The following is a 21,209-nucleotide window of genomic DNA, read 5'->3' as shown; positions in this document are numbered from 1 at the left end:
CCCCGCCTCACGGGACGGTGTTAAAGGAATGCCTGTCCCGGGCACCCTACCGTCCGGCCCGCCGCCCGGCGCGGCACGTCCACGCTCCGGTCGCCGTGACCCTCGCCACGCCCGAACACCGGCCCCACCGCGCTCACGCCGCTGTTGGGATCCGAACGCGCCGACACGCCCGGCGCGCCCGGCTGTTCGGATCCACTCGCCCGGCCCGTCGACCCGCCACGCACGACGGCCCCCGTCCCGGTGGGGGACGGGGGCCGTGCGGCGGAGCAGGACGTCAGGCCAGCAGGGTCGGCTTCAGGTCGACCAGGCGGCCCAGCAGGCCGTTGACGAACCCCGGCGACTCGTCCGTCGACAGGCTGCGCGCCAGCTCGACCGCCTCGTCGACGGCGACCGCGTCCGGGACGTCGTCGTTGAAGAGGATCTCCCAGGCGCCGAGCCGCAGCAGCTCCCGGTCGACCGCGGGCATCCGCTCGATCGTCCAGCCGTGCGAGTGGGTGGCGATGACCTCGTCGATGCGGGCGCGGTGCGCCTGCACCCCCTCGACCAGCTCCACCGAGTACTGCGGCAGCGCCGCCTCGGTGCCGGGCTGCGCGATCCGCTCCGCGAGCAGCGTCAGCGGGTCGAGCCGCCGCTGCTCGGCCTCGAAGAGGACGTCGAGGGCCCGCTTGCGGGCCTTGGTACGGGCTCCCACCTCAGTCGTTCACGCGACCCAGGTAGCTGCCGTCGCGGGTGTCGACCTTGACCTTGGTGTCGGCCTCGAGGAACAGCGGCACCTGGATCTCGTACCCGGTCTCGAGCGTCGCGGGCTTCGTGCCGGCGGACGAGCGGTCGCCCTGCAGGCCCGGCTCCGTGTACGTGACCATGAGCGTCACCGACGGCGGCAGCTCGACGTACAGCGGCACGCCCTCGTTGGTCGCGACCATCGCGTTGGTGCTCTCGAGCATGAAGTTCGCGGCGTCGCCCACCGTGGCGGCCGGGACGGTGATCTGGTCGTACGTGTCCGTGTCCATGAACACGAAGTCGTCGCCGTCCTTGTACAGGTACTGCATGTCGCGCTTGTCGACGTTCGCGGTCTCGACCTTCAGGCCCGCGTTGAACGTGCGGTCGACGACCTTGCCGGACAGGACGTTCTTGAGCTTGGTGCGCACGAACGCGCCGCCCTTGCCGGGCTTGACGTGCTGGAACTCGACGACCGTCCAGAGCTGGCCGTCGATCTTCAGCACGGTGCCGTTCTTCAGGTCGTTCGTCGTCGCCACGTGTCGCTGCTTCCTGTCCTGGGTGCGTCGGTCGGGGGGCCGCCACGCGCGCCCGCGGGTCGCGGACGGGGCTGGGCCGCCGACCATCGTACCGTGCGGGCGGTGGGACCGTCGCGCGCGGCAGCCCCACCGCCCGCGCGTCGGCGACGTGCCGCAGGTGCCAGCCCTCGGGGGCGACGCCGGTGACGTCCCGGTTCGCCGCGGCGTACCGGACCAGGGACCCGAAGGCCGTCGCGTGCTCCACGAGCCACCGGCCCTCGGGCGTCGACCCGAAGCAGTCGGGGACCGGTACCCGTGACCCGGCGTCCCCGCCGGGCCCGGGACCTGCCGGGCGGTCAGCGCAGCAGCAGCCAGCGTCCCAGCACGCCGACGCCCGCGGACCACACCAGCGACGCGAGCGTCCCGATCACGAACCGCTCGGAGACCCCGGAGTCGTCGCCCGCCCGCAGCTCGGGGTAGCGCCCGAGACCCTTGACCGCCACGACGACCGCCACACCCCCGGGCTCGCCCGCCAGCAGGGTCCCGGTGACGGCCAGGCGCTCCAGGACACCGATCCAGGTGCCGCCGCGCAGTCTGGCGCGCGCCCGGTCGCCGTCCGGCCCGTCGCCGCCGCGGGGCGCGCCGCCCTGGGCGCGCCGGTTGACGCGGCCCTTGCGGTACTCGCGCCGGTGCTCGTTCGCGGGCTCGGCGGCGGGCGGTCCCGACCGGGGCGCCGGGCCGGAGCGGCGTCCCCCGCGGTCGGCGAGCCGCAGCACACCGGCCGCGGCGACCCAGCCGAGCCCCGCGCTGACGGCCAGCGCGGCCACCACGACCACGGTCCCCCACAGCGGCGTCATGCCGGCTCCTCCCCCTCGACGGCCGACCCATCGTCCCGGGGTCCGGCCGCGAGGCGGAGCAGGCGCGCCGCGGCGGGCCGGGCGGCGAGCTCCTCGGCCCAGAGCGCCGTGCGCAGGCGCTCGCTGACGGCCTGCTGGCTGATGCCCAGCGCCGCGGCGGCGTCCTCCTGCCGCGGCGGCTCGGCGCCCGGCACCGGCGTCATGCGGTCGACGACGGCCCACCCGGCGGCCGTCCGGCGGGCGACGACGGCGCCGAGCAGCGCGAGCACCGCCTCGGACTCGGCCGCCGCGGACGGGTCGGCGCCGCGGACGGCCACCGGCACCGTGCGCGAGCGGGACTTCGCCGCCTCGACGGCCTCGCGGGCGTGGATGAACGCCCCGCCGGACGCCTCCCGGGACGTCGCCGGCAGCGGCTCGTCGACCTCCCCGGCGCCGATGCCGACGCTCCAGCCGCCGATCCGCACCAGGTGCAGCGTGAGCGACACGACGAGCGCGGGATCGCCCAGCACGGCCTGGACCTCGTCCCCGACGGTGCGCTCGAACGGCAGGACCACCGCCCCGGGTCCGGCCGCGGCGAGCGGGGACGCCTCACCCCCCAGCGCGTCGAGCAGCACGGCGACGCGGTCGCCCACGCGCCGGCTGTCCTGCTGGTCGACGGTCATGATCCACATGCGCACAAGGCTACGACCTTGTGTCGATCAGATACAAGGTCTGGACCTTGTATCGGGGCGAACAAGGCTGTGGCCTTGTCCGGTGTCAGCCCAGCGAGAGGCCGCGCGGGGCGGCGACGCCCTCGGAGATCTCGGCGTACGCCGCCACGAGCAGCGCCGGGTCGGGGCCCTCCAGCCGCGCCGGCCGGGCCACGTCGTCCAGCACGACGAACCGCAGACGGTCGCCCCGGGTCTTCTTGTCCCGCCGCATCGCCGCGTGGAGCTGGTCCCAGCGGTCGCCGCGGTACGACGTCGGCAGGCCGAGGCCCTCGAGCACCGACCGGTGCCGCGCGACGACGGCCTCGTCCAGGCGCCCCGCGAGCCGCGCGAGCTCGGCGGCGTACACCATGCCCACCGACACCGCGGCGCCGTGCCGCCACGAGTAGCGCTCCACGTGCTCGATGGCGTGGCCCAGCGTGTGGCCGTAGTTGAGGATCTCGCGCAGCCCCTGCTCGGTGAGGTCCTCCCCCACGACCCGGGCCTTCACCGCCACCGACCGCTCGACGAGCTCGGCCAGCACCGGCGACGCGGCGCCGCGCACCGGGTCGGTGATCTCGTCGCGGTGCGCCTCGACCAGGTCGAGGATGCGCGGGTCGGCGATGAACCCGCACTTCACGACCTCGCCCAGCCCCGCGACGTAGTCGTGCCGCGGCATGCTCTCCAGGGCCGCCAGGTCGCACAGCACCCCGGCCGGCGGGTGGAACGTGCCCACCAGGTTCTTGCCCTCGGCGGTGTTGATGCCCGTCTTCCCGCCGACGGCCGCGTCGACCATCGCGAGCAGCGTCGTTGGCACCTGCACGACCTTCACGCCCCGCAGCCACGTCGAGGCCACGAAGCCCGCGAGGTCCGTCGTCGCGCCCCCGCCGAGTCCGACCACCGCGTCGCTGCGCGTGAAGTCGGCCTGCCCCAGCACCTGCCAGCAGAACGCCGCCACCTGCGCCGTCTTGGCCGGCTCCGCGTCCGGGACCTCCGCCAGCAGCGTCTCGTAGCCCTGGGCGGTCAGGTCCTCGCGGACCGTCTCGGCCGTCGCGGCCAGCGCCGCGGGGTGGATGACCAGGACCTTCCGGACGCCGTCGCCCAGCAGGCGCGGGAGCTCGCCCAGCAGGTGCCGGCCGATCAGCACCTCGTACGGCCGCTCCCCGCGGACCTCGACCGCCCGTGCCCCGCCGCCGCTCATGCGCCCGTCCCTCCGTCGACCTCGCCGTGCCCGCCCTCGCCGCCCTCGGCGATCCGCGCGGCGACCTCGTCCGCGACCTGCTCCGGCGTGCGCCCGTCGGTCGCCACCGACCACGACGCGACCTGCTCGTACACGGGGCGGCGCTCCTCCAGGAGCTGCTGCCAGCGCGCCCGCGGGTTGCCGAGCAGCAGCGGCCGCGCCTGGTTGAACCCCACGCGCGGCGCGGCGTGCCGCAACGACACCTCCAGCAGCACCACGACGCCGCCGCGCGCGCGGTAGGCCCGCAGCGCCTCACCGGTCGCCGGGTGCAGCACCGCGCCGCCGCCCAGCGCGAGCACCACGCCGTCCGCGGCGAGCGCCGCCCGCGTCGCCTCGTGCTCGAGCTCCCGGAACCGCGGCTCGCCGTCCTCGACGAAGACGTCCGCGACCGGCTTCCCCGCCGCCCGGGCGACGTCCGTGTCGGTCTCCCGCACGGGGACGCCCCAGCGCGACGCGAGCAGCGCGGCGACGGTCGACTTGCCCGCCCCGGGCGGACCGACGAGGACGACCCGCGGGCCGGTACCGGTCACCGCAGCAGGTCGGGCACGGACGCGACGTACGCCTCGAGGTTGCGCCGCACCTCCCCGACCGAGTCGCCGCCCGTCTTCTCCAGCAGCGCGTCCGCGACCACCAGCGCGACCATCGCCTCCGCGACGACCGCCGCCGGCGGGACCGCGCACACGTCGGAGCGCTGGTGCTGGGCCTTCGCGGGCTCGCCGTTGGCGGTGTCGACCGTGTCCAGCGCGCGCGGCACCGTCGAGATCGGCTTCATCGCCGCGCGCACGCGCAGCACCTCGCCGTTCGTCATGCCGCCCTCGAGGCCGCCCGCGCGGTTCGAGCGCCGGCGGATCACACCGTCCGCGTCGCGCTCCATCTCGTCGTGCGCCTGCGACCCGCGCCGCGTCGCCGTGCGGAAGCCGTCGCCGACCTCCACGCCCTTGATCGCCTGGATGCCCATGAGCGCACCCGCGAGCCGCGCGTCCAGCCGCCGGTCCGCGTGCACGTACGAGCCCAGGCCCGACGGCAGCCCGTACACCAGGACCTCCACGACCCCGCCGAGGGTGTCGCCGTCCTTGTGGCACTCGTCGATCTCCGCGACCATCGCCGCCGACGTCGCCGCGTCGAAGCACCGCACCGGGTCCGCGTCGAGCGCCGCGACGTCGCCCGGGCCGGGCAGCACCGCGTCGTCCGGGACCGCCACCGGGCCGATGCCCACCACGTGCGACACCAGCCGGACGCCCGCCGCCTGCTCCAGGAACCGCGCCGCGACCGTCCCGAGCGCCACGCGCGTGGCCGTCTCCCGCGCGGACGCCCGCTCCAGCACCGGACGCGCGTCGTCGAACGCGTACTTGCGCATCCCGACCAGGTCCGCGTGACCCGGCCGCGGCCGCGTCAGCGGGGCGTTGCGCGCGCGGTTCAGCTTCTCCGGGTCGTCCACCGGGTCCGCCGACATCACGTCGACCCACTTCGGCCACTCGGTGTTGCCGATCTCGACCGCCACCGGGCCGCCCTGCGACAGCCCGAGGCGGACACCGCCGAGGATGCGCACCTCGTCCTGCTCGAACTTCATGCGCGCGCCGCGGCCGTACCCCAGCCGCCGCCGCGCCAGCGCGTCGCGGATGTGGGCCGACTCGACCTCGACACCCGCGGGGAGGCCCTCCAGGACGCCCACCAGGGCGGGGCCGTGCGACTCACCGGACGTCAACCAACGGAGCATGGTCGCGATCCTCCCACGGCGGGCGGACAGCACCGCGCCCCGGTCCACGGGGTGGGCCGGGGCGCGGGGAGGTCAGGGCTGGAGCGGGTTGCGCCCGGAACCGGCCGGGAGCGGCCCCTCGTCCACGATGCCGGCCTGCGTCAGCGGGTCCGGGTCTGGGAGCACGTACGTGTAGCCGGTCACGACCAGCTCCACGTCGCCCGCCGCCGTCGCCGGCCGGCTCGCGGTCGCCGGTGACTCCTCCAGGGCAGTCGCCGTCACGCCCGAGACCAGGAGCAGACGCTGCGTGGCGTGCTGGAGATCGTCGAGGTACTGGAGCGCAGCGGGGTACGCACCCACGACGGTGACCGAGACCGGGACGGCGACGAGTCCGCCGAGGTCCTGGGCGGCGGGGGCCGGTGTCGATGACGCATCGGGATCAGCGGGCGCCTCCGATCCCTCGGAGGGAGCCGACGGTTCCGCGCTCGGCTCGGCGGTCGCGGCGGGCGCAGCAGCGGCACCGTCCGTCGGGGTCGCGAGCGTGACCACCACAGGCACGCCGGGGCTCAGGGCGGTGATGGTGACGCCGTCCGTGACGGCCCGGTCGGACAGCTGCCGCAGGTAGGTCGACAGGTCCGCCGTCTGCGGGATCTGCGCGCGTGCCGCCTCGAGCTGGTCGCGGTAGTCGTCCAGCTTGGCGAAGTCCGACTCGAGCTTGGCGACCTTGAGCTGCAGCAGGTCGTTCTGGTCGCGCTGGGACTGCGCCTGGTCGCGCACGTCCGCCGCCTCGCTGAGCGTCGGGGAGATCAGGCCGAACCACGCCGCCGCGCCCAGCCCCGCCGCGACGACCACCGCACCGGCGGCCCACGGCCCCCTCGAGGTGCCCGCCATGTCAGCCCTCCTCGCCGTCGGTCACCAGGAAACGCGCCGAGAGCGCGGAGATGCTGACGTTGACCGTGGACTCGACGGTGTACCGGACGGTTCCGTCCTCATCAGCGGACTGGGCGGAGCTGACCCACGCGTCGGCGAATCCGGGAATGCCGTTCAGAGCGTCGATCCACGCCGCCGTGTCCGGGACCGAGGGGACGGACGTCGAGAAGGCGAGCTGACCGAGGCTGACGCCGGCGAGCGGGTCAGCGACAGCGGTCGCACCCTCCATCGGGCTGGACATCGTCACGGTCAGCGTCTGGATGGTCGCTCCCTCCGGGAGCACCGTGGCGATGGCGTCGAGGTAGGGCCGCCACTCGACGTCGGTCGACATGGCGACGGACCGGGCGTCGTCCAGGCTCTGGAGCGCGTCGAGCACCACCGGGACCTCCGAGTACTTGGCGGCCTCTGCCTGCCAGTGGGCCGTCTGCGCCTGGGCGTCGGCCAGCTCTTCGTCCGCGGCAGCACGGCCGATCAGGGCGAACGCGTAGGCGCCGGCGAGCAGCACGAGGACCAGCACCAGCAGCAGCCCGAGCATGCGCTTGGTCCGCGACAGACCTCGGGCCGCACGCACCTCGGGCGGGAGCAGGTTGACCTGCGGCAGCGGTGCGAGGGCAGGCGCCTGCCGCTTCTCCTTCTTGCGGTCGGGGGCGATGGTGCTCATGCGGCGACTCCGTGGGCCAGGCCGACCGAGAGGGCGGCCGTCTGCTCGGCACCGGCGATCTGCTCCGGTCGCACCGACTTGCTCTTGCGCAATCCCCCGAGGGCGTCCCCCAGGGTGACGGGAAGCCGGGAGGCGCTGGCCAGGAACTGACCTGCGCCAGGGAGGTGAGAGGCGCCCCCGGTCAGCACGACGACCTCGATGCCCTCGCCCGGGTGCTTGCCGTTGTAGAACACGAAGGTGTTGCGGACCGCCTCGAGCAGCGGGTGCACCACCGACCCGACAGCCTCGGCCGCCTGGACCGCACGCGGGTCGTGGACGTCGGGGTGCCCCAGTCCGACGCGTCGCTTCACGTCCTCGGCCTCGGCGGACGGGATCGAGAGCGCCTCCGCGACGGCGGACGTGACGGCGTGCCCGCCCGTCGGGAGCATGCGCACCAGCCGAGGTCGTCCCTCCGCGGCGACGACGACCGTCGTCACCGCGGCCCCGACGTCGACGAAGGCGGCCGTGGCCCGCCCGAGGTCACCCCGGGCGAGGGCCCGGACCAGGGCGAAGGCGTTGAGGTCGACCATCTGGGGACGCAGCCCCGCGCCCTCCACGGCCAGCACGTTGGCGTTGACGGTCGCCCGCTGCGCGGCCACGAGCATGCCGTGGACCACGCGCCCCTGCGGCCCCTCCGACTCGGTCGCCGGGTAGAAGTCCAGGAGGACCTCGTCGACCGAGACCGGCAGCATCTCGCCGACCTGGAACGGCAGGGACGCCTTGAGCTGCGGCAGCGGGAGCCACGGGAGGTCGAGCTCACGCACGAGGACGCGCTGGTTGCCGACCCCGATGACGACGTCGCGCGACTCGAACTTGGTGGTCTGCCACAGCTGGCGCAGAGCGGCGGACACGGTCACCGGCTCGGCCACCTCGCCGTCCCGCACCGAACCCGGGGGCAGCAGCACCTGGCCGTACCGGACGAGGGTCGCCTCACCTCGTCCCGGGCCTCCCGAGCCGAACTCCAGCTCGGCGGCCCGGACGGCGGTGGCGCCGATGTCCAGACCGATCACGCGTGAGCTTCCCACGAGGCACCCTTCCGACCGCCGGGACTGTCCACCTGCCTATCGGGTGCCACCCCCCTCGACTTGAGCGTCCCGGGCCTCTGGTCACCCCCCGGGGGCGTGTCAGGCGGCGAGACCGGTGAACAGCGCCACGTAGGCGTCGAGCGCGCGCGGCCCGGCGACGGCGCCCACGGCGGCGCCGACGAGCATCCACGGCCCGAACGCCACGGCGGACCGGCGGCCGATCCTGCGGGCGGCCAGCAGGCCGAGGACGACCAGCCCGGCGAGCAGGAACGCCGCGAAGAACCCGACGACCACGGCGCCCCAGCCGAACCAGCCCAGGAGCAGCCCGAGCAGCCCCGCGAGCTTGACGTCTCCGAGCCCCATCCCGCCCGGGTAGACCACCCAGATGAGGCCGTAGGCGAGCGCGAACGCCGCGGCGCCGAGCAGGGACCGCCCGAGCACCGGCCAGTCGCTCGTGCCGCCGGGACTCGCCGACGCCAGCACGAGCAGGGCGACGAGCACCGGGTAGGACGGCAGCACGAGGGCGTCCGGGAGCCGGCGCACGTCCAGGTCGATCAGCGCCAGCGCCACGGCCAGGCCCGCGACGTAGAGGACGGCGGGCAGCACCCAGTCCCACCCGACCCACCACGCCGCGAGACCGAACAGCGCGCCCGTGCCCGCCTCGACCAGCGGGTACCGCGCGCTGATCGGCGCCGCGCAGTCCCGGCAGCGTCCGCGCAGCACGAGCCAGGACACCACCGGGACGTTGTCGCGGGCGCGGATGCGCGTCCCGCACGCCGGGCAGGCGCTCGGGGGGCTGACCACCGAGGCGCCGCGGGGCACGCGCCACACCACGACGTTGAGGAACGACCCGACCAGGAGGCCCAGGACGACGCACGTGCCGGTGAGGAGAGCGGCGGCGCCGTCCGCGCCGAGGACGGCGACGACGTCAGGGGGTGGTCTCACGGGTGTACTGCACCTCCACGCCGTAGGACGACACCGTCGACGAACCCGACAGGCCTCCCCATACCGGCATGGGGATGTAGGTCATGTCGAGCTGGTTGTCGACCGTCACCGACTTGCCCGAGTACACCTGGCCCACGATCTCCGACTTGTTGGCCTTGCGGATCGAGCACGGCGAGTAGAGCAGCGTGTTCACCGTCTTGTCGACCGTCACCTGGTTGTCGAGCGCGATCCCGTCGCCGCTGCACCCGATGGTGGCGCCCTGGAACACGCTCGGCTGGATGAGGTAGAGCAGCGCGGGGTCCTCGGCGGTGGCCGTGCCGGCCTTGGCGGTGATCGTGGTGTTGCTGGAGAACGTGAAGCCAGCGCGCGAGATCAGGACGATGTCGTTGTTCGGGACGATGTCGATGCCCTGGAGGGTGACGCGGTCGTTGGCGCAGGTGTTCACCACGATGGTCGGCCCGGGCAGCTTGAACGCGTTCGCGTACAGCCAGGCGCCGACCCCGTCGGCCTTGCCGTTGAGGTTGCGCGTCTGCCCGTCGGCCCCGACCAGGTCCTGGTTGCCGGGCGGGTTGTACCAGCCGCACTGGAAGTTGCCCTGCGGGAACGTCACGACGTTGGTGTACCCGTGCGACGCCCAGCCGGCGGCCGCCCCGGAGTCCCAGGTGAGCTGCGGGAACGACGTGGTCGGCGGCGCATCGACGACCACGTTCGAGAAGCACTTGCCGGCCGTGGCGCAGACGTCGCCGCTGGCGGTGTAGCGGGCGCGCGCCTGCTGGCCCACGGGCGTCTTGTTCAGCGACACGTTGCCGTTCGAGGACAGCGCACGGCCGCCGATCGAGGCCGACTGGTTGGTGGCCTCGACGTTGCCCTTCGCCCACGCGTCGACGCTCACGGTGCACTGCGCCTCGAGCTTGATGAGGCCCTGGGCGTAGATGGACCCGTGGTACTCCTGGTTGTTCCGGCAGTAGAAGTCGCCGTTGGTGTAGATGTCGGCGTCGGGGGTGCCGGACTTGCTCGCCAGGACCGTCTTGTTCGAGACCGTCATGGTGGCGTCGGAGAAGATCGCCTTGTCGAGGTTGTTCGCGTAGTGCGGGGTGAGGCGCACCAGCGACTCGACGGTCCGGCGGGCGGCCTGGGTCCCGCTGATGCGGCTCGACGTGGACGTGGTCTTGATGGCCGCCTGCGAGACGGTCGTGGTGGCCAGCGCGGTGCACGGCACGGCTGTCCCGGCCGCGTTGTAGTAGGTCACGGTCGTCGAGCTGGTGTAGGTGTCGCGCCCGACCGTGCTCGTGGTCGGGATCGTGCCGCACAGCGAGGCGAGCGCCGTCGGCGCCGCCGCCTGGATCTGCGCCGTCAGGGTCGTGACCTGGGCCTCGGCGGCGGCGACCGCCTCCGAGCGCTGGCGGTCCCGACCGGTCTGCCGCGCCTCCGTGAGCGCGATACCGACCGTCACGACAACCAGCACGCCGACCAGGGCCACCACGGCTATCGCAGCCACGATGGCGATGCCGTCGTCCGGGCGCTGCCGGGCCTCGCGGATCCGGCGCAGCACACGCGTCATGTCCTGCTCCTCACTCGGGGGGCACCGGCAGGCACTGGCTGCCGGTGTAACCGTAGGTGGTGTTGCGCCCGGACACGGACGCGTCGATCGACACCTCGTGGCCGGACTCGGCGTTGCGGGCGACCAGGTGCACCTTCAGCAGCCGGGACCCGTAGACGCCGCCGGCGCCCACGTCGAGCTGGAACGGCGCGCCGTCCAGCACGAGCCCGCGCGAGACCACCGACCACGCGGTCACCGTTCCCCCGGTCTGCCAGGTCGGCTCCCAGGACCGCATGGTGAGGTCGTACGCGCCCTCGCCGTCGGGCGCGACCCGCCACTGCACGCACTTCTCGTCGCCGTTCGACTGCGTGTAGATGCGCATGCAGGTGCCGCTGTTGCTGCCGAGGTCCTGGCAGGACGAGACGTACGCGACCTCGTCGGCCGGGCTGAAGAGCACGTTGCCGGAGCGGACCTGCCGGTCGATCGTCGCGAGGGCCTGGCGGGTCTGGAACACGGCGTCGGACGCCGCCTCGGCGTCCTTCGTCACGGACATCACGGAGATCAGCGCGCCCGTGATCATCGCGATCGCGATCGAGAACACGATCATCGACACGAGCAGCTCGGCCAGGGTCATGCCGGCGTCCCGCCGCGGGGTGTCAGCCATTGGCCGCCGCCTTGTACGACGCGTCCGCGGTCACGCCGCCGAGGTCGGCGACCACCGCGAAGCTCGTGAGCGTCGTCCCCCCGACCGAGACGGTGGCCACGACGCGCGACGTGACGACTGCCGAGCCGTCGACGGTGGTGGTGCACGCGCTGGTCTTGCAGTCGGTGGCGGGCGTCCCGGTCCGCGTCGCCGGCGCGCGCGTGACGCTCGGACGCTGCACCATCACCGAGCCCTCGTAGGTGATCCGGACGGAGCCGTAGTCGACCGCGGTCGCGGGGATGGCCCACGTCTGCGACTGCGGCGTCCCACCGGAGGCCGGAGCCGCGTACGAGCCGAGGTTGACCGTCGTGTAGCCGGTCCCGCTCCACACGCGCAGCGTGCCGGCGCGGGTGAACACGGGTGCCTGCGCGCCGGCGCCTTCCTCCGCGCGGGCCGTCTCCGACAGCCCGCTGACCGACCACAGCCCGTTGGCCGTGGAGAACCCGGACGGGGCCGCCGTGAACGCCGCCGTCGCCATCGCCGACGCGCCGACGGTGCGCTGGACAGCACCGTGGCCGCAGTCGACGACGGATCCCGTGCAGGCGCCGGTGTTCGCCGACCCGAGGATCGCCGCCACCGAGCGGGTCGGCTGGCCCGAGGTGCCGAAGGACGCGAGCGGGACTGCGGTGCCGTCAGGCGCCGTGTAGGTCAGGGAGGCGGACGTCCCGGCCGGCTGCACCGAGGAGGACGAGCACGGCCGACGCGCACCGGCGGCGCCGGTGGTGAGGGCCGAGCCGGTGCTGTCGATGCACACGGACGTGTCGGCGGCGACCGCGGCGCGCGCCGTCCCGGTGTCGCTGCTCGAGGGCCGCAGGGCGAGGGTCCCGCCGGTGCCGCTGGTCTGCAGCGTGCCGGCGGTGTGGGCCGGGGTGGTGGCCGTCAGGGTCTGGTCCGGGGTCGACGACGGGTCCGAGTCGACAGCGGCGGTGGCCGCCTGTCCCCCGGTGCTCGTCGTCGTCGACTCGGTGACCGACGCGCCGGACGTCGAGGCGCCCGCCTGGCCGGTGGCGGTCTGCTCGACGAGGAACGTCGACGACGCCCGCGCGAAGTCGAGCTGCAGCGCCGTGGCCGCCATGCCCTGGATCGGGTGCGTGGAGTCCACCGGGTCGGTCACGGTCACCCCGCCGAGGGCCTCCCCCGAGCGGACGGTGAGGTACGCCTGGCACGGCGCGGCGAACGGCGCGGTGGCCGTCGACAGGCAGCCGGCGGGCGAGAACGTCGTGGTGCGCTCCGCGGTCGTGCGGGGGCTGGGGAACACCGCGCTCGTCCACCGCACGAGGACCGTGAGGTTGAACGGCTGCGACCCCGACGCCGTCGGCGGAGCCTTCGTCACGTAGGTGTGGACGCGGTAGGTGACGCCGTCCACCACGGTGTCGGTCCACTGCCCGGAGACGGTGTTGACGACGAGGGTCTCCGAGACGCCGGCACCGAGCACGGAGCTCGCGGGGGCGAACGTCGAGACCCCCGAGGCCGTCGACGTGTAGAGGAGCCCGCTCTTGACAGTGGAGCCGGCTCCGGGCTGCGTCACGGTGTCGTACGGCAGGGCGCGCAGCCGCTCGAGCTGTTGCGTGGCCAGAGCGGTCGCGGTCTGCCGCTGGCGCGCCTGCTGGATGGTCTTGAGGCTGCCGACCACCGCGTAGCTGAGGGAGGTCATCACGAGGGCGACGATGACCATCGCGACGATGACCTCGATGAGGGTGAAGCCGGTGTCGTCCGCACCCGCTGAGCGACGCATGCGGTCGCGCACGGTCTGCATGTCCCTCCCTGGTCTGGTCATCCGTCAGCAGTCCCGAAGGGGGTGCCCGCCACGTCGGCGGGCACCCCCTTCGGCGGACCAGCGCCGGGGCGCCGGCTCATGACGTCAGCAGGCGCCCTTGGTGAGGCCGGCGGTGATGTCGTACTTCCAGGCGGAGGCGCCGCTCGGGGTCGACGGCGTCACGTCCACGCAGCCGGTGGTGGAGTTCGTGGCACCGCCGTCAGCGGTGTTGTTCGCGGAGAGCTTCCCGTCCGCGACGAGCGTCCCGGTCGCGCTGCCCTCGTGGATCTCCCACTTGCCCGTGTTCGTGGTGACGACGAGCGCGTTCGCGCCGTCCACGTAGTACGCCGCGATCTCCTTGCCGATGGTCGAGACGTCGGCCTTGGCCGCGGTCTCCGCGGCCTTCTTGCGCTGGTTGAGGAACACCGGGATCGCGATCGCCGCGAGGATCCCGATGATGATCATGACGACCAGGAGCTCGACCAGGGTGAAGCCCCGGTCCTTCTCCTCGATGGACTTGCGGATGCGAGCGATCACGTCGACTCCTGGGGTGAGGGAAAGCCGTCTTCTACGGAAATTCGGTCCGCGATCAGCGGGCCGTTCAGGTGGTGCACCACCAACATCGGGTGGCCGGCCCACGGACTTGAGGGGATGACTCCGCGTCATCGAGATTCACCCCGACGGGTGCACCCTGTCCGTTTTGCCGCTATTGCACGACATTGAAGATGCTGAAGATCGGCATGTAGAGACCGATGACGATGAAGCCGATGATGGCCCCGACGACGACGATCATGAGCGGCTCGATCAGGCTCGTGAGCTGCTCGGTCGTCGTCTCGACCTCCTGGTCGTAGAACTGCGCGACCTTCGACAGCATGGTGTCGAGCGCCCCGGTCTCCTCGCCGACGGACATCATCTGCACCACCATCGGGGGGAACACGGGGTGCTGTGCCAGCGGACGGGACAGCGACTCACCACGCCGCACCGACTCCTGCACCGCCTTCGCCGCGCGTTCCACGACGATGTTGCCGCTCGTCTCCCCGACGATGTCGAGCGCCTGGAGGATCGGCACACCGGCATGGATCATGGTCCCGAAGTTCCGGCAGAAACGTGCGAGCGCGACTTTGCGGAACAGCGGCCCGAAGACGGGCATCCGCAGCCGCCAGGGGTCGATCCGCTCCCGCACCGCCCGGTCGTTCTTGTGCTTGTTCCACCACCAGGTGAAGGCGATCCCGAGCACGACGAGCGGGCCGATGGCCCACTTGAGCCCGTTGGACAGGACCACGAGGAACTTCGTCAGCGCCGGCAGCTCACCACCCAGGTCCGCGAACATGTCGGTGAAGATCGGCACGATGAACAGCAGCATGCCGATCATGGCGAGCACCGCGACGATGAAGACGATGACGGGGTAGGTCATCGCGGACTTGATCTTGCTCCGCAGCTTCACCTCGTCCTCGAAGTTCTGCGCCACGGAGAGCAGCACCTGGTCGAGGAAGCCGCCGATCTCGCCCGCCCGGACCATGTTCACCATGAGAGGCGGAAACACCCGGTCGTGCCGCTCCAGGGCGGCGGAGAAGGCGAGGCCCGTCTCGACGTCGGTGCGGACCTGAGCGAGCACCTTCGCCAGCGGCTTCGACTCGGTCTGCTCCGTCAGGATCGCGAGCGCGCGGATCAGGGACAGGCCGGAGTCGATCATCGTGGCGAGCTGGCGGGACGCCACGGCGAGGTCCTTCAGCCCGATCCTGTCGCCGAAGCCCGGGATCGTGATCTCCCGCTGGAGCCCCGTGGTCGAGACCTCGGAGATCGACACGGCCGCGAGGCCCATCTCGCGGAGCCGGTGCGCGACCGCCGCCTGGCTGGCCGCGTCCACCCGGCCCTTCGTCAGCTTGCCGGACCGGTCCCTGACGGCGTACTCGAAGGTCTTCGTCTCGCTCATGCCAGCTCCCCGTACGCGGCGCCCGTCGCCATGCCGGCCTGCCCCTGCGTCATGCCCGAGAACCGCCCGGTCAGCCGGTTGAAGTCCTCGACGTGGTGCGCACGCTCCAGCCCGACCTCGTAGGAGATGCGGCCGGTGCGGACGAGCTCGGCCAGGTGCTGGTCGAGCGTGTGCATCCCCTGCTGGGCCCCCGCCTGCATCGCGGAGTAGATCTGGTGGGTCTTCCCCTCGCGGATGAGGTTGCGCACCGCCGGCGTCGCGATCATCACCTCGGTGGCCACGACGCGTCCGCGCCCGTCCGCGCGCTTGCAGAGCGTCTGGCAGACCACGCCTTGCAGCGCCCCGGCCAGCTGGGTGCGCACCTGGGCCTGCTGGTGGGACGGGAATACGTCGATGATGCGGTCGATGGTCTGGGCGGCGTCCTGCGTGTGCAGCGTGGCGAACACCAGGTGACCCGTCTCGGCCGCCGTCAGGGCCACGGAGATGGTCTCGAGGTCACGGAGCTCGCCCACGAGGATGATGTCCGGGTCCTGGCGCAGCACGTGCTTCAGCGCGGAGGCGAACGAGTGCGTGTCTCCGCCGACCTCGCGCTGGTTGACGAGCGAGCGCTTGTGCCGGTGGAGGAACTCGATGGGGTCCTCGACGGTCATGATGTGGTCGCTGCGCGTCCGGTTGGCCAGGTCGATCACGGAGGCCAGCGTCGTGGACTTGCCGGAGCCCGTCGGCCCCGTGACGAGGACGAGGCCCCGCGGCAGCCCCGCGAACGTCGCGACCACCGGCGGGACGCCGAGCTCTTCCAGCGGCTTGATCTCGTAGGGGATCACGCGGAACGCCGCACCCACCGACTCGCGCTGCTGGTAGAGGTTCACGCGGAACCGGGCCACGCCCCGCAGGGCGTAGGAGAAGTCCAGCTCCAGGTTCGCCTCGAACGCCTCGCGCTGCTTCTGCGTGAGGATCCGGTACAGCACGCGACGCAGCGGGTCCGGCATCAGCGTAGGGAAACCCGGGAGCGGTTCCAGAGTCCCCGAGACGCGGACGGTCGGGGCCGCCCCGGTGGTCAGGTGGAGGTCCGACGCACCCAGCCGGACCATCTCCCGCAGGGCGTCGTCGAGTGACACGTCGTCCTGCTCGAGCGCCTCTCCCATCCCGACGCGCGCCGCGCCGGGGCGGTAGACCGGCGCGGGCGGGGTGCCGGCGGGCGCCGCGGGGGGCGCTGCCGCCGGGGCCGCGGCAGCCGCACGTCGGCCGCCAACGGCGGGGACGGGCGGCAGCGGTGCCGTGCGGGGGTCGGCTCCGCCGGATGCGCCGGCGGAGCCGGGGACGACGGGCGCACCGGGCCCGGGACGGGGCTCGGGCGTCGGCCGGGCACCGGAGAGGGCGTCGTTCACCCAGGGTTCGCTCACGTCTCTGCTCCGTCCCGCAGCCGCAGTCGGCCGCTCGCACTGCTCATCGGCCTGCCGGCCCGTGCTCTTGAGCGCTCGTCACCGGGTCACGCGACGACGCGCAGGATCTCCTCGATCGACGTCTGCCCGCTGACGACCTTCTGCCAGCCGTCGTCGCGGAGCGTGATCATCCCCTGCGACCGCGCCGTAGCGGCGATCTCGGCGGACGACGACCGCGCGACGGCGTGCCGCTCGACGTCCTCGGTCACCTGCATGACCTCGTGCAGCGCGAGCCGGCCCCGGTACCCCGTGCGCGAGCACGCGACGCAGCCGACGGGTCGGTACACCTCCGGCAGCGCCTCCCCCGGCACCCACGGGAACCGCGCGGAGATCAGCTCCGTCTCGGTGGGGACGTAGGGCTCCTTGCACTTCTCGCACAGCCGCCGCGCGAGCCGCTGGGCGACGACGGCGTCCAGCGCCGACCCGACGAGGAACGGCTCGATCCCCATCTCCACGAGCCGCGTCACCGCGGACGGCGCGTCGTTGGTGTGCAGCGTCGACAGCACGAGGTGGCCGGTGAGGGCCGCCTCGATGGCGATCTGCGCGGTCTCGTGGTCGCGGATCTCTCCGAGCAGGACGACGTCGGGGTCGGACCGCAGGATGGAGCGCAGCGCGCCGGCGAACGTGAGGCCGGCCTTCGGGTTGACCTGGACCTGGTTGATGCCGGCCAGGCGGTACTCGACGGGGTCCTCGACGGTGATGACGTTGATCTCGGGCCGGGAGACGGCGTTGAGGGTGGCGTAGAGCGTCGTGGACTTGCCGGAACCGGTGGGCCCGGTGACGAGGATCATGCCGTAGGGCTTGGTGTACGCCTCGCGGTAGGTGGCGTAGTTGTGCTCGAGGAAGGCGAGGTCGCGCAGGTCGAGGGACGCCGTGGAGTTGTCGAGGATGCGCATGACGATCTTCTCGCCCCACACCGTCGGGAGGGTCGCGACGCGGAGGTCGATCTTGCGGCCGTTGTGGGTGACGGACATGCGGCCGTCCTGGGGCTTGCGCCGCTCGGCGATGTCGATGTCCGAGAGGATCTTCACGCGCGAGATCACGCCGCCCTGGATCTGCTTCGGGGAGCGCTGCATCTCGTGCAGCACGCCATCGATGCGGTACCGGACGCGCAGATCGTGCTCGGTGGGCTCGATGTGGATGTCGGACGCGCGGTCGGAGATCGCCTGCGTGACGAGCAGGTTGACGTACCGGACGATCGGGGCGTCGTCCTCGACGACGTCGCCGACCCTCGACAGGTCGACGTCCTGCGGCGCCTGCTCCTCCTCGAACGCCGAGGACAGGTCCTCCATCTCGCCGTCCGCGCGGCAGAACCGGTCGATCGCCCGCGTGAGGTTCTCGAACGTCGCGACGATCGGCAGCACCGTCATCCCCGACACGGTCCGCACGTCGTCGACCGCCACGACGTTGCCGGGGTCCGCGGTCGCCAGCACGAGCGCGCCGTCCTGGAACCCGACCGGCAGCACCGTGTACCGCCGGCACAGCGCCGCGGGCACCATCGACACCGCGGCGCGGTCCACCGGGTAGTCGTCGAGGTCGACGAACGCCATGCCGACCTGCCGGGCGAGCGCCGCCACGAGCTGGCCCTCGGTGAGCACGCCGATCTCGACCAGCGTCCGGCCGAGCGACTGCCCGCGCACCAGCTGCTCGTCCAGAGCGGCCATCAGCTGCCCCTCGGTGACCAGCCCCTCGTCCAGCAGGATCTCGCCGAGCTGCTTCACCCCGTGTCCCTTCGTCCCGGGGCAGGCCGGTGCACCTGCCCCGAAGGGACCATCGGCAGGTGGACGGGGCGAGATGAGGGACCGCCGGCAGCCTCACCCGGTGGGGACGCCGGGCCGGTCAGCCCGCGGGCGCCTCGAGGGCCTCGCCGAGCGCGGCTGCCATCGCGTCGAGCGGCCCGGGGCGTCCCGTCATGAGGCGCACCTGCTCGACGGCCTGGTGCAGCAGCATCCGCTCCCCCGGCACGGCGACGCCGCCCCGGGTCTCCCACGCGTCCGCCAGGGCGGTGCGGAGCGGGTCGTACGCGACGTCGAGCAGCACGCCGGGCACTGCGCCGGCTCCGGCGCCCGCACCGGCGCCCGCGAGCTCCGCCGCCAGACCGTCCGCGGCGTGCGGCGGGAGCGTCGACACCACGAGGTCGGCCCGCGCCAGGGCGCCCACCGCCTCCGTGAGGGGCCGGAGCACCGGCTCGACGCCCATCCGGTGCGCGGCCCGCGCGAGCCCGCCGGTGCGCCCGATCGAGCGCACGAGCACGACCGGCGTGGTGCAGCCCAGCTCCGCGAGGGCGGCCAGCGTCGACGCGGCGGTGGCGCCGGCCCCCAGGACGACGGCAGTGCGTCCCCCGGCGGGCGGGGCCGCCGCCTGCCCGCGCGCGGCGAGCCCCTCGGTGAGCGCCGCGACGATGCCGTGCACGTCCGTATTGGCGCCCGTGAGCACCGGGCGCCGGCCCCCGGGCTGCACGAGCACGGTGTTGACGGCCCCGACCACGCCCGCGAGCGGCTCGACGTGGTCGAGCAGCGGCATGACGGCCTGCTTGAGCGGCATCGTCACGCTGAGCCCCGCCCAGCTGTCGTCGAGCGCCGCGACGAAGCCGGGCAGGGCGTCCTCCGTGACGTCGACCGCGTCGTACCGCCAGCCGTCCAGGCCGAGCGCCGCGTACGCGGCACGGTGCAGCCGGGGCGACAGGGAGTGCGCGACCGGGTGGCCCAGCACGGCCGCCCGGCGGGGGACGGCTGTCACTGGTTCGCGGCCTGCCACTCCCGCAGCTCGTCCACGTAGGTCTGGTGCTCCGCGAACGTCTCCGAGAACTTGGTCTCGCCCGTGTCCAGGTTCACCGTCGCCCAGTAGAGCCACGGACCGTCGGCGGGGTGCAGCACCGCGTCGATGGACGCCTCGCCGGGCGAGGCGATCGGCGTCGGCGGCAGCCCGTAGACCTTGTACGAGTTGTACGGGTTGTACGGCGGCTGGGCGTCGCGCGTGTCGGCGTACGTGAGGTCCGCGCCGGACTTGCCGAGCCCGTACGCCACGATCGCGTCGATCTGGAGCGGCATCTCGATGTCCAGCCGGTTCTGGATCGCGCGGGCCATCTTCGGCCGGTCCTCGTCGAGCTTGCCCTCGCGCTCCACGATCGACGCCTTGTTCAGCACCGTCTCCCACTGGTCCTGCGGGACCTGCTTCTCGGTGAGCACCGCGACGGTGCGCGCGACCATCTGCGACAGCACCTCGGTGGCGCTCGTGCCGGGCTCGATCTCGTAGGTCGCGGGGAACAGCCAGCCCTCGACGTTGCCGTTCGCCTCGGCCGGCAGCCCGATCGCGGCGGTGTCGGCCGCGGCGGCCTCCAGGTCCTCCACGGGGATCGTCGCGATCTCGTACACGCGCTGGTAGATCTGCTTCGCGGTGTAGCCCTCGGGGATCGTCACGCGGTTCGACACGCGGTTCTCCGCGTCGAGCAGCGCGTTGACGGCGTCGCTCGCCTTCATCTCGAGCTGCAGCGCGTACGTGCCGGGCTGGATCGACTGCGCGTTCGGGTTCGTCGCGTACGCGTCCGAGAACGCCCGCGCGGTCGCGACCACGCCCGCCTCGGCCAGGGTCTGCCCGATCGCACCGCCGGTGTCCCCGGACGCGACGGTCACCTGGACCTCGCCGCTGCCGGGACCCGGGTAGTCCTGGACGGTCTGCTCGGCGTCGTCGCCGGAGAACAGCCCGCCGACCACGCTCCAGACCACGAACGCGGCGCCGCCGACGAGGGCCAGGGCGAGCACGAGGACGACGACGGAGCGCCGGCGGCGCGTCTTGCGCTGCCGGACCTGCTGCTCCTTCGTGTCCCGGCGCGAGCGCCGCGAGGGCTGGGGTGCCTCGCCGTGCTCCTGCTCCGGAGCCCCGAGGAAGAGGTCGCTCACTCGGCTGTCCCTTCGGTGTGTCCTGCGTGACCTGCGTCCCCCAGACCCCCCTGGCGCGGACCCGGGGCGTCCTGCGGGCGGATCGTCGTGACCCGCTCGCCGGGCCGGCGGCCCGAGGAACGCTCCGCATCCAACGCGGTCTGCAGGATGACCACAGCGGCCGCCTGGTCGACCACCGCTCGATGACGACGACCCGACCGGCCGGACGCGTGGAGCGCCTGGTGGGCGCTCACGGTGCTCATCCGCTCGTCGACGAGCCGCACCGGGACCGGCGCGACAGCCGTCGCCAGCGTCACAGCGTACGCGCGCGCGGCCTCGGCCGCAGCGCCCTCCTGACCGGACAGGTGCCGCGGGAGGCCCACGTAGACCGCGGCGGCGGACCGCTCCGCCACTTCCGCGGCGACCTGCGCGACGTCGAGGGGCAGGTCACCGGGTGCGGGACGGCGCGTGTCCCGCGCCAGCGTGGCGACCGGCGTGGCGACCAGGCCGTCCGGGTCGCTGGCCGCGAGGCCGACCCGCACGGAGCCCACGTCGACGGCCAGCCGGGCGCCCCGGACCACCGTGTCGGCGTCCGGGACGCCCTCGTCCCCCGGCGCGCGGCCCGAGCCGTGCACGCCGGCCG

At 73.3% G+C, this 21,209-nt stretch carries 21 protein-coding genes and 1 pseudogene; all 22 read right to left on the bottom strand.

Features of this window, described 5'->3' with window-relative positions:
* Positions 1-274: 274 nt before the first annotated feature.
* Positions 275-691 (bottom strand): transcription antitermination factor NusB, encoded by a 417-nt coding sequence (gene nusB, locus AAHH18_RS02555; protein WP_222169438.1) that lies wholly within the window; start codon positions 689-691, stop codon positions 275-277.
* 1 nt (position 692) lies between these two features.
* A complete protein-coding gene (efp, locus tag AAHH18_RS02550) occupies positions 693-1,256 on the bottom strand; it encodes an elongation factor P (protein ID WP_222169439.1) in 564 nt (187 codons plus the stop codon).
* Positions 1,257-1,410: 154 nt separating this feature from the next.
* A pseudogene (locus AAHH18_RS02545) lies at positions 1,411-1,524 on the bottom strand (D-alanyl-D-alanine carboxypeptidase family protein); the annotation flags it as partial.
* 67 nt (positions 1,525-1,591) lie between these two features.
* Positions 1,592-2,092, bottom strand: coding sequence for a hypothetical protein (locus AAHH18_RS02540; RefSeq protein ID WP_283320279.1), 501 nt, complete (start codon positions 2,090-2,092; stop codon positions 1,592-1,594).
* Complete coding sequence (locus AAHH18_RS02535) at positions 2,089-2,763, bottom strand: hypothetical protein (RefSeq protein ID WP_343300442.1); 675 nt, start codon at positions 2,761-2,763, stop codon at positions 2,089-2,091. The genes AAHH18_RS02540 and AAHH18_RS02535 overlap by 4 nt, the downstream gene beginning before the upstream one ends.
* An 85-nt stretch (positions 2,764-2,848) precedes the next feature.
* Positions 2,849-3,979, bottom strand: a complete 1,131-nt coding sequence (aroB, locus tag AAHH18_RS02530) for a 3-dehydroquinate synthase (RefSeq protein ID WP_283320277.1) — start codon at positions 3,977-3,979, stop codon at positions 2,849-2,851.
* Positions 3,976-4,548, bottom strand: a complete 573-nt coding sequence (locus AAHH18_RS02525) for a shikimate kinase (RefSeq protein WP_283320276.1) — start codon at positions 4,546-4,548, stop codon at positions 3,976-3,978. The genes aroB and AAHH18_RS02525 overlap by 4 nt, the downstream gene beginning before the upstream one ends.
* Positions 4,545-5,735, bottom strand: coding sequence for a chorismate synthase (aroC, locus tag AAHH18_RS02520; RefSeq protein WP_343300441.1), 1,191 nt, complete (start codon positions 5,733-5,735; stop codon positions 4,545-4,547). The genes AAHH18_RS02525 and aroC overlap by 4 nt, the downstream gene beginning before the upstream one ends.
* A gap of 72 nt (positions 5,736-5,807) precedes the next feature.
* Positions 5,808-6,605 carry a hypothetical protein gene (locus AAHH18_RS02515; protein ID WP_343300440.1) on the bottom strand — a complete coding sequence of 266 codons (798 nt, stop codon included), beginning with the start codon at positions 6,603-6,605 and terminating at the stop codon, positions 5,808-5,810.
* Position 6,606: 1 nt separating this feature from the next.
* A complete protein-coding gene (locus AAHH18_RS02510) occupies positions 6,607-7,305 on the bottom strand; it encodes a fimbrial assembly protein (protein WP_343300439.1) in 699 nt (232 codons plus the stop codon).
* Positions 7,302-8,354 (bottom strand): type IV pilus assembly protein PilM, encoded by a 1,053-nt coding sequence (pilM, locus tag AAHH18_RS02505; protein ID WP_343300438.1) that lies wholly within the window; start codon positions 8,352-8,354, stop codon positions 7,302-7,304. The genes AAHH18_RS02510 and pilM overlap by 4 nt, the downstream gene beginning before the upstream one ends.
* Before the next feature lie 114 nt (positions 8,355-8,468).
* Entirely contained in the window at positions 8,469-9,314 is an 846-nt protein-coding gene (locus tag AAHH18_RS02500; RefSeq protein WP_343300437.1) for a prepilin peptidase, read from the bottom strand.
* Positions 9,298-10,875: a hypothetical protein gene (locus tag AAHH18_RS02495; RefSeq protein ID WP_343300436.1), complete on the bottom strand. Its 1,578-nt coding sequence runs from the start codon at positions 10,873-10,875 to the stop codon at positions 9,298-9,300. The genes AAHH18_RS02500 and AAHH18_RS02495 overlap by 17 nt, the downstream gene beginning before the upstream one ends.
* A gap of 10 nt (positions 10,876-10,885) precedes the next feature.
* Complete coding sequence (locus AAHH18_RS02490; protein ID WP_343300435.1) at positions 10,886-11,518, bottom strand: PulJ/GspJ family protein; 633 nt, start codon at positions 11,516-11,518, stop codon at positions 10,886-10,888.
* Positions 11,511-13,313 (bottom strand): prepilin-type N-terminal cleavage/methylation domain-containing protein, encoded by a 1,803-nt coding sequence (locus tag AAHH18_RS02485; protein WP_343300434.1) that lies wholly within the window; start codon positions 13,311-13,313, stop codon positions 11,511-11,513. The genes AAHH18_RS02490 and AAHH18_RS02485 overlap by 8 nt, the downstream gene beginning before the upstream one ends.
* A 105-nt stretch (positions 13,314-13,418) precedes the next feature.
* A complete protein-coding gene (locus AAHH18_RS02480; RefSeq protein ID WP_343300433.1) occupies positions 13,419-13,850 on the bottom strand; it encodes a type II secretion system protein in 432 nt (143 codons plus the stop codon).
* 169 nt (positions 13,851-14,019) lie between these two features.
* Positions 14,020-15,246, bottom strand: a complete 1,227-nt coding sequence (locus AAHH18_RS02475; protein WP_343300432.1) for a type II secretion system F family protein — start codon at positions 15,244-15,246, stop codon at positions 14,020-14,022.
* Positions 15,243-16,391, bottom strand: coding sequence for a type IV pilus twitching motility protein PilT (locus AAHH18_RS02470; RefSeq protein WP_343300431.1), 1,149 nt, complete (start codon positions 16,389-16,391; stop codon positions 15,243-15,245). Before AAHH18_RS02470 ends, AAHH18_RS02475 begins: the two co-directional genes overlap by 4 nt.
* A 344-nt stretch (positions 16,392-16,735) precedes the next feature.
* A complete protein-coding gene (locus tag AAHH18_RS02465; RefSeq protein ID WP_343300430.1) occupies positions 16,736-18,409 on the bottom strand; it encodes a GspE/PulE family protein in 1,674 nt (557 codons plus the stop codon).
* Positions 18,410-18,527: 118 nt separating this feature from the next.
* Positions 18,528-19,427: a shikimate dehydrogenase gene (locus AAHH18_RS02460; RefSeq protein WP_343300429.1), complete on the bottom strand. Its 900-nt coding sequence runs from the start codon at positions 19,425-19,427 to the stop codon at positions 18,528-18,530.
* The gene (gene mltG / locus AAHH18_RS02455; RefSeq protein ID WP_343300428.1) at positions 19,424-20,587 is read right to left on the bottom strand and encodes an endolytic transglycosylase MltG; all 1,164 of its coding nucleotides are present in this window, start codon (positions 20,585-20,587) and stop codon (positions 19,424-19,426) included. Before mltG ends, AAHH18_RS02460 begins: the two co-directional genes overlap by 4 nt.
* The gene (gene ruvX / locus AAHH18_RS02450) at positions 20,584-21,201 is read right to left on the bottom strand and encodes a Holliday junction resolvase RuvX (RefSeq protein ID WP_343300427.1); all 618 of its coding nucleotides are present in this window, start codon (positions 21,199-21,201) and stop codon (positions 20,584-20,586) included. Before ruvX ends, mltG begins: the two co-directional genes overlap by 4 nt.
* Positions 21,202-21,209 lie beyond the last annotated feature (8 nt).

It is taken from the genome of Cellulomonas olei, from assembly GCF_039548315.1.
Taxonomy (GTDB): domain Bacteria; phylum Actinomycetota; class Actinomycetes; order Actinomycetales; family Cellulomonadaceae; genus Cellulomonas.
The sequence above is the reverse complement of the archived record's forward strand: the minus strand, read 5'-3'. Positions and strand labels throughout refer to the sequence as shown.